The organism is Paenibacillus sp. 1-18, assembly GCF_000520755.1.
Taxonomy (GTDB): domain Bacteria; phylum Bacillota; class Bacilli; order Paenibacillales; family Paenibacillaceae; genus Paenibacillus; species Paenibacillus brasilensis.
Genome location: NZ_ASSB01000392.1, coordinates 1 through 14,713, shown reverse-complemented (window position 1 = coordinate 14,713; position 14,713 = coordinate 1). Strand labels below are relative to the sequence as shown.

Here is a 14,713-nt window from a genome sequence, read left to right as displayed (position 1 = left end):
AGTTAGTGTCCAAACTTAGGGGGTTAATCCGATATTAAAAACAAAGAGCCTAGACATAAATCATCTAGGCCGTGAGTGTGTACGTAGTGTTCACATGATTATTATTTTATCCCACTTCTTGCTGCTGTTCATATTCCTTTACCCTACGATAAAATGTGTTTGGCTTCATATCTACACGTCTCATTGCTTCAACTGCTGTTATGCTGCCTTCCTTCCATTCCTCATATACCATAATGAAGTCATCACTTATTGCCTGTTTAGGCCGACCAAATACCACACCATTATTTTTTGCTGCTGCTATGCCTTCAGTCTGTCTTCCGTTAATCTTCTCACGTTCGCGTTCTGCCATGTAGCTAAGCAACTCAAGTACAATACTGGATATAACTTTCTCTAAGCCATTATGGTATTGTCTAGTATCAAGGATGGGCATATCAAGAATAACGATGTGTGCGCCTATCTCGTGCGTTATATCTTGCCATTCACGTTTGATTTCTTCTGCATTTCTTCCTAAACGATCCAGTTCCTTAATGAACAGAATGTCGCCTTTCCTAAGCACACTCTTCAATGCTTGATATTGCGGTCTGTCAAAATTCTTGCCACTTTTCTTGTCAATAAAATAATCACGTTCCATGATACCTAAGCCTTGCATTGCTTCCAATTGTCTAGCTTCGTTCTGATCTTTCGTCGATACTCTTATGTAACCGTAGTGTCTAATCTCACTCATATGGATCATCCTTTGCTATGTCATTGATTATATTATAGCAAAACTATGTCAAAATGTATATGGTTATATATGAAACATTTCAAAATTATTTATATACTATTTGACATGTATCATAACCACTTATGACAAACACTAAACTACTATTGCAAAAGGTATACTTTATGACATAGAGTTAGAACCGTTTTGTCTGAACAATGGTCGGTCAAAAATCAACCTTCGTGAATTTCAATACAGTATTATCCAAGTTGGTTAGCACTCATATGGATAGTTGGACAAAGCGTCCAATTCAATGATCAACTTAGAAAATATCGAAGTCGCTATGTATTTAAGGGGTTGACGCTGTATCAACCATTATAGGGATATCGTCAACTTTGGTGACACTATAGAGATAACCCGTATCGACACCCTTATCGAAGCTCAATCGTTAAAATTGAGAATATAATGATAAAATACTTATTCTATATAGCTTTTGGTCGTGTTCAAACCAAAATTAGTATCAATTAAACTTTGTATCGTGTCGTATCGAGAAAACAGCTAAAACATAGATGGAATAAGGACTTTCAGTAAATATAATCAACATCGTAATGCGTATCGTACGTATCGGAGAAAAATGTTCAAAAAAGCTTGATCATCAAGGGATTTTTAAGTTTTTTTAAATTAAATTGTTAGAAACTCAAAATTGGATTTTCCTTTATTTATCTATGTTTTTGAAAACAGCAAACCTCTATCGCAATCGTAACAAGAATCGCGGAGTGGAAGTGTTATAATTGTCATTTTGATATTATCAATAAGAAAATTGTTCCAGACGCTCTATCATGCTTACTCAACTCATATGTAATAGCTGAAGCCTAAGACAAATTGTCTCAGCGATGAATCCTACGTGCAATTCACGTACAGTCATCTCACTTACTGTCTTCTTTTCACCAGTCGAAGGAACAGTATGCTCCTGATCAACAAACTCCAGACGATCAACGGATTCGGGTAGAGAGAGCATTTCGAATATTTTACTCGTTGGTAAATAGTGCGATGTCGCACCATTTCCAAACTGCTCAAAGGCTTGCATCATACGAGTTGCAGTTCTAGGAGTTATATCAACAGTCTTCAACCACTCGTACCACTCACCATGCACCAAATCATTCTCTTTCACGTGCTTCAATCGTCGTCCAATCTCAAACACAGACTGTCCAGCTATTTGCTTGTAACTCGGTTTAACCTAGTTTTGTTTATCATATATTGGTCTGATAATTTCCCATACCACATTGGTACTCAAAGCCATTTTATCTTTGAACCTTCTAAGCTTAATTTAGCAGCCTAATGCTGAAATCAATTCAGTATTAAATATGCAAGCAATCAATATGATAAGAGGATAGAAAATAATTTCCTATCCAATGACAAAGAGGCAGACCAAAATAATTTTGGTTTGGCGCTAAGTTAAACTTAGGACTCATCAAGTTTGGCCCTCCTTATAATTCATTACCACCATTAGTGGGGAGGACGAAATTTCGTCCCCGTTAATCTAATACTGAATCAATTTCAATATATAGCTCGGTTAAATCGAGTTTTAGCTTCATATATTTTCACGGCTGAACTTTCAGCAGTCAGGTACAATTATCCGTCTTTGAAGATGATCAGATAATAGCGTTACTCAATGTCACGCAAAAGTTGGACGCAGTGTCCAATAGTTTTCGCATACAACAGTTTAACACTACGTTAAACCTAGTCATATCAAGGGTTTCTTCATCTTGAGGAAAGCTAATTTACCTCTCAACAAAATACCTATTAGTCATATACCACGCTTTCCCTTTCACTGTATCAACCATACCCTTCTTGCTATCCATAAACACAATCTCACCGCATTCTTTACATCCCCATTTACTCCTCTTGTACGCTGATTCTTCTATATAAGAAGCTCCACATTTACACTCCACCTGAATCAATGTCTTATGGTGGTTATATGCATCTGCTAACTGTTCACTGGCCTTGCTTGCTACTGTTGGCTGCTGTGCTACATGTTCCCTTTGCTCAGAAAATTCATTATGTACTTTAAAATCTGCAACAAGCTCAGGGTTCAATCCAAAATGCTCTTTGCCTACTGTTGTTACATATTTACTTCCTACTCGATATGATTCTATCCAGTCTTGTATTTGTTTACTGGATAAATTGACAGTTCCTTTAATACCGCTGTTTAGCGTGTATGTCATTGTGTAATGCTGGTTTAGATTCATTTTTATATCATCCTCTTCAATATGCTAATAAGACGAAAGCTATTATTATATATTCTTCTATAATGAACTTTGTTGCTGTTTTATGTAAAATGAAATCACTCAAAGGGATATGATACAATATAAAAGAAAAAATTGGGGAGGAGTGTTGCTTATGCTTTATAAGAAAACCACGTTTTGGTTTTCAGTAATAAGCATCTTAATATGCTTGAATAACTATTTGGGAAATGATGATAAAAATATCCTCCTTATCGGATTGAATCCACTTTTAAATTCAATTGTATATACTGAGCCATTTCGACACTGGATTTTTGATTTTGGCAGTGCAGCTATTAGAGTTCAGTTTCCTGCCTATATCATCCATTTTGTTTCTTCCTTTCTGACAGGAGTAATTATTGATTTTCTTATCCGATTAATCAGCCGAAAAGTTAAAAGATCATAGCTCAGATTTATACTATCTCTTGATAATTGAGCACTTAATTTTCTTTTTTAACTTCCTCAATAATGATGTAAGTTACTCCTATAATTAAAGCTATTATGCTGAGTACAAGCAGAACATCATGTCCTTTTAACCTATTCAATGTTATATCCAATGGTGAATCAGTGTAGTTAACTGCACCATTTGTGACAATAAAGTACCTAGAAACATACAATATAGTTTTCTATAAAACAAAATGAGACTCCTGTCGCTCTTCTATTCATTTATTCAGCTCCTTTTATAAATATTGATCTATAAAAGTAATGAGTTATATAGTTCTATAATAATAAAAAAACCTAATTACTAGGAGCTTAGATATCAATTGAGGTGGAATTTTCACGTTTACTTGACCTAAATATATTACATGCCGTTTGGTTTCTTCTTCTAACGTTGAGTAGCTGCGATCTGCTTCCTACCCCTATTTGTTTCTCCATTCCCTTTACCTATTAGACCAGCTTTTGTCTGTCACATAGCGAACAAGAAAAAGACCGCCTAAGCGATCTTGGTCAAATTAATCTTTTATAAGAAATTACTAATTAATTCTATGCTCTGGGCTGTTGTTTCTTTCTTATCTCATATTGCCCCAAAAATTTGAGACCATCTTTTGTTGTTTGTATTCTTTCGTATTGTACTCCAGCAACCTTAACTTTTTCCATTAAACCAAATTGCATAAGTTTAGGTGCAACATGATAAAATATAAAGATTTCGAAATCTTTTGAAAGAGTTGCACTATTTGTTACACCTATAGAAAGAGTATCAGATTCAACTGTAAAAAAATCAAGAAGACTTATTTCGCTTTCATCCTCATCAATCTCTTTCGGTAAATTAATACTCATGTTTTCTAAAACAGACTCCATATCTTCATATTGCATACCATTTATAAAAGTGTTTTGAATCGCATTAAGATTTAATTTTTCGCACTCTCTTGCTAGCCTAGCATTTTCTTTTATTAATTCTGCATTCTCCAAGAGTATTTTTTCCATACTCTGAAGATTATCAGATTTAATCCATCCCACTAAACTCTTATCGAATTCATACTCCTTTAATGACTCCATAACTGTTAGTTTTATATCCTTAGTATCTTCATAAAACTTGGATATGTTTCCAAGCACTTCTCTCTTGAATTCTTGATAATGTGAGTAATGTTCCCTTTCTAAATAATCAGGGTTTTTTCTGGCCTTGTCCATTAATTTTTCCTCTGTAATAACAACAGCAAATCTTCTCTTCCCTTGTTCTCCTGCGTAGTCATATTCCCAATGCGTATAACTTTTCCCACTTTCGGGATCTAAGCTGCCATAACGCCCACCTAAAATCAGCATATATACATCGGATTCATCAATCCACCGCTTGATTGTCTCTTTTTGACTCTGATCTCCTGACTTAAACAACTCCATCCCAGCAGGAATATGCCCTGCATTTAAAACCGCTGTTACTGCCGCCTGTCTCTCTTCAAGCATGTCCGTGTATGTAGATGATATAAAAACTTGCAGTTTTTTCTTCATAAACAAAACGACTCCCTCATGTATAATATTCCCTATTATACTACAGAAGTCGCCAAATCCGTACAATGTTCCTATTTAATTGACAATGAAATCAGACTTTTATCATTATGCGAAAATAATTGACCACCGAGTTTAACGCTATGTTAAATCCTCAGCCTCTCTCCACGAAATACCTATTAGTCATATACCAAGCTTTACCCTTTACTGTATCCACCATACCCTTCTTATTATCCAAAAACACAATCTCACCACATTCTTTACAGCCCCATTTGTTCCTTTTGTACGCTGATTCCTCTATATAGGAAGCTCCACATTTACACTCTACCTGAATCATTACCTTATGCTGGCTGTATGCGTCTGCTAACTGCTCAGTGGCCTTACTTGTTGCTGGTTGTTGCTGTATTGCTGCTACATATTCCCTCTGCTCTGAAAATTCATTATGTACCTTAAAATCTGCTACAAGCTCAGGATTCAATCCAAAGTGTTCTTTGCCTACTGTTGTTACATATTTACTTCCTACACGATATGATTCTATCCAATCCTGTATTTGCTTCGTGGATAGGCTAATAGTTCCTTTAATACCGCTGTTTAGCGTGTAGGTCATTGTTTTGGGATCTGAAACCATTTGAAGTATCTCACCCCTTTCATTTTCACTAAGATTAATTTTTATAATATGAATTCATCTGATATCCCCAATTGCAATAACGTTCCTTCATAAGATTGGCTAGCCTCAATCGAATCTCCATCAATGAATTCAATGCGACCTTCCCAATTGTCGCTTAAGCAACGAATCTTATTAATATTTACCACTGCATCAACTGGAACTGAATCATTATCTTTTAATGATCTTATTGATTTCTTATTTAATTCTATTTTTTTAAAAGTTTTCGTTTGTAATAATTTATAGCTAAGATCATCGAAATTATAAGACGTGTGAATTAACTCATTACCCAATTGGATCGAGGATACTTCCTCCTCCCTAAATATAAATTTTATATCATCCATATTATACAGTTTGCTAAAATGTCCTTCTTGAATTTTTATAAATTTCATTATTTTCACCCATCCCAAAGTTATTAGCTCATAATCTATTATATCGATTAATTTTTTAGTTTATTGAATAAGTTGAATGTTGCTATATCATTTTTTATCTTCAAGAATATTTACTAAATCAGATAATTCGACCATTCCATCTCTGTTGGTATCATCAAAGCGAACCTTTGCTCGAATAGGATTGTCTAATTTATCAGTTTCAAATGTAATCAAGGTACATTTTCTACCTCTATGTTTTAACTTCTTTTGATTTTCAGGTTCTATAATGTAATGACCGCCAATTGTTAGGTCAACAGAACTGACCATGACCCCGTTCCTAATCTTATCAAATATATACCCTGAAGTTTTGTCACTATCTCTTAGATTGTTGTAATCACTAAGTCCTCCATTGTATCTTTGGATAGATTCCATTATATAATTCCTCATTTCTTTATGAGCTTGATATATTAAACTATCGAGCGAATTGTCTTAATTCATGGCTGCTATATACATCTTTGATTTCTTTCCAGAAAGAAGACTCTAAGCGCTCATTTACTTCAAACAAACAATATACAATTTCATCATCGATATTATAAGTCACTTCTTTAACCTCAGGAGCCAGCTCACCATTTTTTGTTTCCCATAACCAAGTACTAGAACCTTGTCTAAATTTCATTCCAACACTAGGTACAAATTGAATATCAATCTCTCTTACGTAGCCTGTAAGAATTTCTTGATGCTTATCAATGACCTTTACAACCAAGCAGACTAACATTATTATCCCCCTTCAAATAAGATTTATCATATCCTATTCAATCAGTTTCTTGTAGATAAAGTTTCCAATTCGTCAGATTATGGATCAGTTCATCCTTTGTAATTTCACCTTCTGCATAATCCATAAACCAATCACCCAGAAAATCTCTACAAAATGTATCTTCATGAGAGTATCCCTCTGGATCACCATGCAATTTTAACATCTGCACAGTATTATCTTCTGGAACATTAAGTTCATGAAGAATCAGATTTTCAATTTTTGAAGCAATAGGATTTAAAAATTCTATATCTGTAGTTTCGAAAACATCGCTAATTTTCTTATCCTTTTCATGAATTTCCTGTAAGATATCAATTAAGGAAGACAAGATATTCTCATTCATATTATCTAAACTCCATTCTATAATTTATGAATCGAACTCCTCGGTTGTATGAACAATAGATACTTCATGTCCGTTCTCAAGGCAAGTAAAAACAAATTCGGTCATTTCTTGTTTCTTATCTTCAGAAAATCTAAATTCAGGATCAACATTTACATCTCCAAGATTTGAAACCCTAATAACTACTTTATAGTACCATTCTTGCTCATTCATTCTTACTCATCCCTTTCTATAGCATTCGCTTTCTCTTATCTCAGATAATACTCCTGAGCCATAGACGTTTAACACATATGCGCCTAAAGGGTGTTTATTCGTATTAATTGACAAAATAAATTATAGTCACTTCATCCTTAACTATAATACAACAGATAGGGACAATTTCCCATACGTTTTGGATAATAGTAACAAGAAGTACTTAGTGATAGAAAAAAGACACTACTACTTCTAATGGTATTCTACTTAGAATAATTAAAGTCATATAGAATAATACGAAAGCATTTACTATGATAAGATATATTATATCAAGCTTTGAAAAGGGTGAACTAAATGACAATTAAGTGGCTGCCATCATTTGAAAAAGAGGTATTTAAGATTTTAACTAGTGAATACAAATATACTGATTCGGAAGCTATTGAATCTTTGGAATGTTATAATTCAGTTTTCTCCTTGATAGATAAGTATACCGAACCTTTTCATGTTGCATGGCGAATCAATTCAGATAGAGTAACAGGAACACCGCCGTTCCATTATATAGAGACATTATCAATTATCCACGATGCTAGCCATATGCTTGCCCAAGATATGAAAATTCCTGAACCTGAAAATGTAAATAAGGAGTATGAATTTTGCATTAAATGTAATTATCCAAAATACAAAAATGAACAGTGTAAATTTTGCAAGTAATAAATAGCAACAAAAAAACGCCTATTACTAGGCGCTTAGTTACATATCAAGGGGGGCTAAGTTTAACCCTCCTTGAATATATATGACATTCCCTCTTCTTTCAGTTTTCTCTTTACACGTCGAATAACTGTTAGCTGCTTCCTAATCTCTATCCGTTTCTCCAGCCCTACAGCCTTCCCTGCCGCTTCTTTCACTAACCGTCTATACATTGAATCCAACCATCCAAATTCGTGTTACATAGCCTTTCTGTCGGCCTGAGCCAAAAATCGAAGACTTATCCAGTTACCAGCTATTGTTTTGAGATACAGTTTACCATTGATTAACCGTCCGTTTTTGTACATGGTTATCGCTCCTTAAATGTATTGTCACTTTGACGCTATTTCGCTTATTCTAATCAATGATTCAAACACCGATCATCCTCTCCCCTTCCATTCCCCCTACTCAACGTCCAAACATTTTATTTCCTATAGATTAATCAGTAATCAGACGTATTATAGTGGTTCTTGGCTTCCTCTATGGAAGTCTCGTCGAATACACGGTACATAGCACCTATGGCGCTCTTAATCTCTTTCTCATAAAAATTTAAACGTTCGAGTGCCATGATCGCATAGCCCATTGCAGTATTATTGCTCCACTCATGAAATCCAAAAATAGATGATTGCTCATATCCAGCCTTGTATGCTTCGATGAGACGCTTCTCAATATCATCTAGCATAGCAATTTGACCAGCATTTACACCGTGGGGAAAGTAAAGACGTTCAATCTCCATACGCTGAGACATTGGAAATGGACGTTCGGGATTGTTGTTGTTCATGTTATCGCTCCTTTCTATGTTCACCTTGCGTTTATATTTGCGGTTATCTAAATCATAGTTACAGTAGGTGTGGCTCGTTACGATACAGTGTTAATTATGATGATAAAATGACTCTTTTACATTTTGATTTTGAGTATCGTTCATAGGATAAAAGCCCTGAAAAGGTTATTGAAGTCTACTGGATGTTATTATTACGTTGTTATATGATAAAACATGACAACTACAGCCTATAATGAATATTTAGCTTTCTCTGCCCTGCTATGGATTAAACGAACAAAGCAACTTCTCCAGACGTTGAATATTTACCTCGTTCAGCGTAAACATCATAGATGCGTTCAGGATCATCTGAATTCAGTCGATTTACTTTCCAAGCTGGCATATGTTCTTGAAAAAGCTTTTCCAATGCTGATTGTTTACCACGATAGTAGTCGTAAACGAATGTTGCCTTGTCAGTGTAACCATGAGCGTCGATGTGTTCTTTTCTCATTTTAGTGAGTAATGACAATGGATGATTAGCAAAAGTTGAGCGTTGAAGAAATTCGTTTAAACGCTCGACGGTGTTTAACATAAATTTCATACTAGTAATAAGGTTAGTTGCCTTTGGTGAGATATCAAGGAAATAGCAGAGTTTTTCAATTGTCAAGTCGGTGTGGTACGGAATTTCCGTAGTGGTCAAATTGACTACCTCTTGGTTGTTCAGTGCGATTGTCATATATGTATCTTCTCCTTTTAGGAAATAGTTGTGACACGTGACACATTAGAAGCCTGAAACAATCCCTCTCGCTTCATCCTCAGCACGTTCGATAGCCTGAATAAACGGTAACAAAGGTTCCTCACGTTTGTACTCTATAGCCTTCTCAGCAGTACCGTTAGCGTTAGCCCATTCCCAATACGTGATGATATCAAAAGACTGCAAGAAATACATGCTCAGAGCTTCCACGGGATTCACAGCGTACAATTGCATAAACTGTTCATCTGTAAGTTGATCATGCTGAAGGTATTCGTCTTTCATTTGATGGAGTAAAAGAAATCTACTTTCACGATTCACATTGACAATGCGACTTACATACTCATTGCGGCGTTCAACTGTGTTCAATATGATTTGCATGTCATTTCGAATGCCAGTTGCTTCAGGAGAAATATTGAGCATGTTGATTAGCTCATTAATCGACAAGTTAGGATTGTACGGTGCTGGCTCGATAATACGAGTCCAATTATCGTCATTGCCATGCTCAAATACTTGGATAGCGTCTGATACATTCAGACCAATTGTCTGCCATTTGCGATTTAGAGCATCGGTTATGTGGTAATAGTGCAATTCTTTTTCGGTGTCTTCTTCTGATTCCCAAACTGGCTTCATTCGTATAATGTCGATGATAACTTGCTTGTTAGCTTTTTTGGTCACTGGGTATCTTCCTCCTTGAGAAATTGGTAGAATGGTGATGAAAGTGCCAAAGAAAGTACTGTGATATCCTTCTTGAGTGAAAAACCTTCTTTGATTATGCCCTTGTGGTCATAATATAAATATATCCTTAAGGTCATATTTTGTCAATGTTATGGAGGACATTTAATGCTTAAAATTAGGATCAAGCTAAAAGAAGTTTTGAAAGAAAAAGGTGTAACCCAAAAACAACTTGAAAAATTATCAGGCGTTTCCCAAGCAAGAATATCAAAACTTAGTAGTAACGACCGTCAAGAAGTTAATTTGGTGATGCTTGAGAAAATAGCCCATGCACTAGATATAAACGACTTATCTGTTTTAATGCAATTTGAAGAAAGAGAAGAATAGCAGACACGACAAAGAGCCTAGAAATTTATCTAGGCTTGTTTGTTGCGCCCTGATTGAACGCAATTTTACGGTGAATGAATCAAGTTTTCGAAGAGAATAAAGTCCTAGAATGCTGCTGTTTTATTAAACTAACGTTTCCCGTTAGTGCGATGATCGCCCAAATATATGCATTATTTTTAATTCTTAAATATTTCCGTTGCATCAGGAGGTAAACATCTGAGATGTATAAGATATGCGGTCATGTTTATGTCGTCATCGAGTGGATAAACAAATGAAAAATGTACAGCAACATATTTAGCTAAAGTGCGAAACAAATCACAAGTCACAAATACTGAATTCCAGAAGTTTTCATAATGTCCATCGGAATAAGTTGCTTTGTACAGATCCCAATAGGAATGTGGCAAATATTTTTTGAAATACTTCCCCATTTTCCCACTTGATACTTGAAAATCATATTTAATACCAATCCACCAAAAAACCATCTGGTCTAGTGAAGCCCTAGTCGTTTCTTCGAACATACGCTTCGCATAAGGCATTTCGTCCCGCTTTATTCCTTTTGCAACATTCTGCAAACACCACCAAAAATTATTGGTACAACTGACATACTGCCCTACCGTTGGTTGCTTTATATGGTAGTCAATATCTGTCGGAGTAGGGATGGGTGGGAGACAGTTGTCCTTATCCAATAGAGGTAGCGTAAGTTTATCAGTACCATAATCATCAATCATTGATTCTTTAGTTTTAATATGAAGGTCAATACGATTTCCATCTTTAAAGAGCATCAAATATCCGTATGATCTTCCAAAGTCCATATCTATACCAATACCGTGGTCTAATTTGTCGGGTTCTTGAATCATTATAAACTCGCCAAATACATATATCCATTTGTCTTCTTTTATAAATGGTGTCGTTTCAGTAACCACGTAAACAATATCATAATCCTGATAGATATCTTTTGGTGCGTTAGAGTTGGTTCTTGAACCGTTCATATAGACTGCACGAATTCGTTCATCATTTCGGGCTACATCTTTTATTAACTCCATCATTTCTTTCTCGGTTCTCATTCCAGTGCACCCCCCAAATGTTTTCATTTGATATTAGCATAAGTTCATATTTGTCGTTGAGAAAGTATTTTTTAAACAAAACTGTCCGTTAGCTTAATACCAGCGACCAGTCTACAACTTTATTTTCTCGGTCTATAACTTTATTGTCACCAGACATTAAGTTGTAACGAAATCGTTACATTGGACAATTCTTTACAGCTAGAGACAAAATAGGACAGCGCAAATGACATTACAAAATGATATTTCCTTAGGGTGACACTTGATGACACCCATTTCGTTATGTAAACAATACTATCAGCTATGACCCCGTGGAAAGCTTCCCACATCCTTTACAACTATATAGGACAGTCCAATTTTGGATTCTCCTCATTTGAGTTAGCAGCCTAATACTGAAATTGTTTAAGTATTAGTAATGGCTACAGTTAGGGCACCAATAAGGTTCCCCGAAATTTCCGTAGAAGCTTCCCAATGACGCATTTGAATAAAAAATCCAGTCACCGTCAATATGGGGGTAACTGGATGGTAAAATTGGTGTTTTATATGGTCTTGAGCGTAGATTCGATATACATTACTTGTATGATTTTTATATGTATATTCTAAAACATTTATTTTTTTTGGATTGATTAGGATTTTATTACTGTTACTTTATTCTTTTATATAGAAAAAAGGCAAAAGAAACCCTTATTTTTAAGAGTTTCTTTCTTTAGCTTAAAATTTATTTTGATAATTCTCCCACTTTGACATTCTCATGGCTACATTCACTTACTGGGCGAATTGCATGTCCCTTATCGTCTGTACACCAAGATTGTGATTGAAATGCTAAAAACATACCAACCCACCGATTTTCTGATTCAAAATGAATAAGAACGCCCCCATCTTGCCAAATTCCATCATCTCTTTTGAAGCTGGGATGATTACCTTGATTCATATGAATATCATGAATGCCTCTACCGGGAGAGAATCCAAAGTATTTGTCTCTCTCGTTTTCATGTTTAAATTTTTCGCCATACGCATACAAAGTGGCATTCTTTTCAAGAGCTTCATTAATATATTGATTTACTTTTTCATTTAGATCATTATTTGGGCCACTGATATCAGCAGGAAGTGCAATCATTTTTGAAGGATCAAATAACCCTCCTCGAATATAATCCAGTGCAATTTCGTGATTATGTTGATTAATTTCAGTGAAACCTTCTTTAAGCTTTGGTAAGATTGTAATTTGATCTGAATTAAAATCTTCACTAACAGAGTAAAGAATTTCCGAAGGTTCCATTTTAGACATAATATTAATTGCAATTCGGTAGTCCTTATTATCCCCCTTAATGTGAACTTCATAGTGTGGAGTACGATCATGCCCATTATTTGGTCTTGTCTCGACAACTTTTCCCTTTAAAACTCCATACGGACGTAATGGCAATATTAACAACTCCCTAAATGTGTATTTTAAACATTCTTATTATCTATAGAATGCAATTTTTTATTCTAGATAAAGTTGGAAACTTATTAATACTTTCTAGATTACGAACAACAAACAGCCAACATACTATTGAGACGCTCCCATGTTGTTCTAATGCTGTTGTCCACATTATAATATGGAAGTCTCAAATTCCCCGTAACGCTCACCTTTGAGCTTATCTCACTTACTATTCTCTCCTGCTGATATTCATAATCTTTTGAGATCAATTCATAATTCATAGTTGCAGTTTTTTTTCTTTAGAATAAACTTTCCAAAACCACTGTTCCAAAGAATGCTATATCGTACGATCATTTTGTCCATATACAAATATCTTCTTTTTAATAGATTATTTTATGGCTCAACTCAAACAACCATTTTAGCAGACCTCACAGGAGTAAAATGCACAGTCACATGCTTGTTCCCCTTCAAAAGGTCACAAATGCGGTCACAAAATTCCGTCATTTATAAGATTTTAATAGAATAAATCAGTACAGATCAGTAAATTAAAAATTGCTATGAAAGCTTGTCCCGTTTGACTTTATGGCTTAAACAGCGAAAAATTTTACTACCCCAAATTCGATACATCTTAGACGCACCACACATGATGTAACCACGGGAGTTGGAGATCGTTAACAGCGTTGTTTTAGGCAGTTTGACCTCAAATCCGATAAATGTATGCTCACCCACTTGTACGGGTTCCATGTGTATCATGGTTATTACATGCACCTCCTCTTTGTTCATCCGGGATATCTTATGCAACATTTACGGGTGGGTGTGGACGTCCGTGGATACCTATAAAATATTAGAGGCTTATTTATGTACAGCACACATATGACGAATTGTAATACAACTTAACTATCTTCATCCTTAAAAATAGCTTCAAACTCTTCATCTGTATAATCTCTATTGCTAGGCACATGATAACGCTGAGGAAGTCCATTATGATCTAATACATGATCAACAATCCTATCTCTATCCGAAACAACAAAAGTAATTTCATCATCACCTTCATAACTCTTTGGTGTGATATTAGCCAAAACTAACCAAGCAGCACCCTCAACTCTGTAGAATTCCGGGTAAAATTTTACGGACTTCTCAGTGTCATCATGAATTACACCGTATAGCTTATATTTCTCTTGATAATCCTGAGCAATTTTTCTAGCTTGCTTAGCTGTTAAATTAGTATTTACTCTTTCGTCCACTATTCTTCATATCCTTTCCAACTAGGCAGAGGCCACTGCCCGTTTCTCAATTTATAAATATATCTCTGTGCTTCGTATATTTCGGAGGAATTAAATTTGTCTTTACTTTTCATAATTTCATTATAAACATACTCTTCTTTTTCTATAGTCGATAACTTCATATATTTTTCTTTTCCTAGTTCTCCAAAGTGTTTTGCATGGTAAGATTCGTGAATCGCACTTAAATAGGAAGCATCAGGCCGTAACACAATCTGTCCTGTACTAGGATTAAAGCCACCTACAGCCTTTTCAGGAAGTATAGCCCCCTTTTTATCAATCAAAACCTTTACATCAATATCATTCCACGCCTGTTGAATAACCAAAATAAGTAACTCAA

At 35.2% G+C, this 14,713-nt stretch carries 20 protein-coding genes and 1 pseudogene; 2 read left to right on the top strand and 19 right to left on the bottom strand.

Annotated features, from left to right (window positions below; all coding sequences use genetic code 11):
- Positions 1-106: 106 nt before the first annotated feature.
- The 10 genes from L693_RS0126540 to L693_RS0126490 form a co-directional block, all read right to left on the bottom strand.
- On the bottom strand, positions 107-724 hold the full coding sequence (locus L693_RS0126540) for a recombinase family protein (protein WP_025721418.1): 618 nt from the start codon (positions 722-724) through the stop codon (positions 107-109).
- 823 nt (positions 725-1,547) lie between these two features.
- A complete protein-coding gene (locus L693_RS0126535) occupies positions 1,548-1,901 on the bottom strand; it encodes a DUF3102 domain-containing protein (protein WP_025721417.1) in 354 nt (117 codons plus the stop codon).
- A gap of 580 nt (positions 1,902-2,481) precedes the next feature.
- Positions 2,482-2,949 carry a hypothetical protein gene (locus L693_RS0126530; RefSeq protein WP_025721416.1) on the bottom strand — a complete coding sequence of 156 codons (468 nt, stop codon included), beginning with the start codon at positions 2,947-2,949 and terminating at the stop codon, positions 2,482-2,484.
- Between the two features lie 1,017 nt (positions 2,950-3,966).
- Positions 3,967-4,926, bottom strand: a complete 960-nt coding sequence (locus tag L693_RS0126520) for a DUF4062 domain-containing protein (protein WP_025721412.1) — start codon at positions 4,924-4,926, stop codon at positions 3,967-3,969.
- A gap of 151 nt (positions 4,927-5,077) precedes the next feature.
- Positions 5,078-5,551 carry a hypothetical protein gene (locus L693_RS0126515; RefSeq protein ID WP_025721410.1) on the bottom strand — a complete coding sequence of 158 codons (474 nt, stop codon included), beginning with the start codon at positions 5,549-5,551 and terminating at the stop codon, positions 5,078-5,080.
- Between the two features lie 41 nt (positions 5,552-5,592).
- A complete protein-coding gene (locus L693_RS0126510; protein ID WP_025721408.1) occupies positions 5,593-5,979 on the bottom strand; it encodes a hypothetical protein in 387 nt (128 codons plus the stop codon).
- Between the two features lie 87 nt (positions 5,980-6,066).
- The gene (locus tag L693_RS0126505; RefSeq protein ID WP_025721406.1) at positions 6,067-6,390 is read right to left on the bottom strand and encodes a hypothetical protein; all 324 of its coding nucleotides are present in this window, start codon (positions 6,388-6,390) and stop codon (positions 6,067-6,069) included.
- Between the two features lie 40 nt (positions 6,391-6,430).
- Entirely contained in the window at positions 6,431-6,733 is a 303-nt protein-coding gene (locus tag L693_RS0126500; RefSeq protein ID WP_025721405.1) for a hypothetical protein, read from the bottom strand.
- 37 nt (positions 6,734-6,770) lie between these two features.
- Positions 6,771-7,112: a hypothetical protein gene (locus L693_RS0126495; RefSeq protein ID WP_025721404.1), complete on the bottom strand. Its 342-nt coding sequence runs from the start codon at positions 7,110-7,112 to the stop codon at positions 6,771-6,773.
- A 24-nt stretch (positions 7,113-7,136) separates the two neighbouring features.
- On the bottom strand, positions 7,137-7,322 hold the full coding sequence (locus L693_RS0126490; RefSeq protein ID WP_025721403.1) for a hypothetical protein: 186 nt from the start codon (positions 7,320-7,322) through the stop codon (positions 7,137-7,139).
- Positions 7,323-7,655: 333 nt separating this feature from the next.
- Here L693_RS0126490 and L693_RS0126485 point away from each other — a divergent pair, with 333 nt between their 5' ends.
- Complete coding sequence (locus L693_RS0126485; protein ID WP_025721401.1) at positions 7,656-8,012, top strand: hypothetical protein; 357 nt, start codon at positions 7,656-7,658, stop codon at positions 8,010-8,012.
- A gap of 62 nt (positions 8,013-8,074) precedes the next feature.
- On the opposite strand, the gene L693_RS30855 is transcribed toward L693_RS0126485, so the two are convergent.
- The 4 genes from L693_RS30855 to L693_RS30850 all read right to left on the bottom strand — a co-directional run bounded on the left by L693_RS30855 (position 8,075) and on the right by L693_RS30850 (position 10,231).
- A complete protein-coding gene (locus tag L693_RS30855; RefSeq protein WP_197030073.1) occupies positions 8,075-8,221 on the bottom strand; it encodes a hypothetical protein in 147 nt (48 codons plus the stop codon).
- A gap of 266 nt (positions 8,222-8,487) precedes the next feature.
- A complete protein-coding gene (locus L693_RS0126470) occupies positions 8,488-8,826 on the bottom strand; it encodes a hypothetical protein (RefSeq protein WP_025721399.1) in 339 nt (112 codons plus the stop codon).
- 265 nt (positions 8,827-9,091) lie between these two features.
- Positions 9,092-9,538, bottom strand: a complete 447-nt coding sequence (locus L693_RS0126465; RefSeq protein ID WP_025721398.1) for a hypothetical protein — start codon at positions 9,536-9,538, stop codon at positions 9,092-9,094.
- Positions 9,539-9,583: 45 nt separating this feature from the next.
- Entirely contained in the window at positions 9,584-10,231 is a 648-nt protein-coding gene (locus L693_RS30850; RefSeq protein ID WP_025721396.1) for a hypothetical protein, read from the bottom strand.
- 165 nt (positions 10,232-10,396) lie between these two features.
- Here L693_RS30850 and L693_RS0126455 point away from each other — a divergent pair, with 165 nt between their 5' ends.
- Complete coding sequence (locus tag L693_RS0126455; protein ID WP_025721393.1) at positions 10,397-10,615, top strand: helix-turn-helix domain-containing protein; 219 nt, start codon at positions 10,397-10,399, stop codon at positions 10,613-10,615.
- A 176-nt stretch (positions 10,616-10,791) separates the two neighbouring features.
- Here L693_RS0126455 and L693_RS0126450 read toward each other — a convergent pair whose 3' ends face one another.
- The 5 genes and pseudogenes from L693_RS0126450 to L693_RS0126430 all read right to left on the bottom strand — a co-directional run.
- A complete protein-coding gene (locus L693_RS0126450; protein ID WP_025721391.1) occupies positions 10,792-11,679 on the bottom strand; it encodes an aminoglycoside 6-adenylyltransferase in 888 nt (295 codons plus the stop codon).
- A gap of 715 nt (positions 11,680-12,394) precedes the next feature.
- Positions 12,395-13,096, bottom strand: coding sequence for a YukJ family protein (locus tag L693_RS0126445; RefSeq protein ID WP_025721390.1), 702 nt, complete (start codon positions 13,094-13,096; stop codon positions 12,395-12,397).
- Between the two features lie 630 nt (positions 13,097-13,726).
- Positions 13,727-13,846 (bottom strand): annotated as a pseudogene (locus L693_RS32220) (DUF1805 domain-containing protein); the annotation flags it as partial.
- A gap of 140 nt (positions 13,847-13,986) precedes the next feature.
- On the bottom strand, positions 13,987-14,337 hold the full coding sequence (locus tag L693_RS0126435; protein WP_025721388.1) for a hypothetical protein: 351 nt from the start codon (positions 14,335-14,337) through the stop codon (positions 13,987-13,989).
- Positions 14,337-14,713 (bottom strand): zincin-like metallopeptidase toxin domain-containing protein (locus tag L693_RS0126430; RefSeq protein ID WP_025721386.1); only part of this gene is annotated, 377 nt, incomplete at its 5' end. The genes L693_RS0126435 and L693_RS0126430, both read right to left, overlap by 1 nt.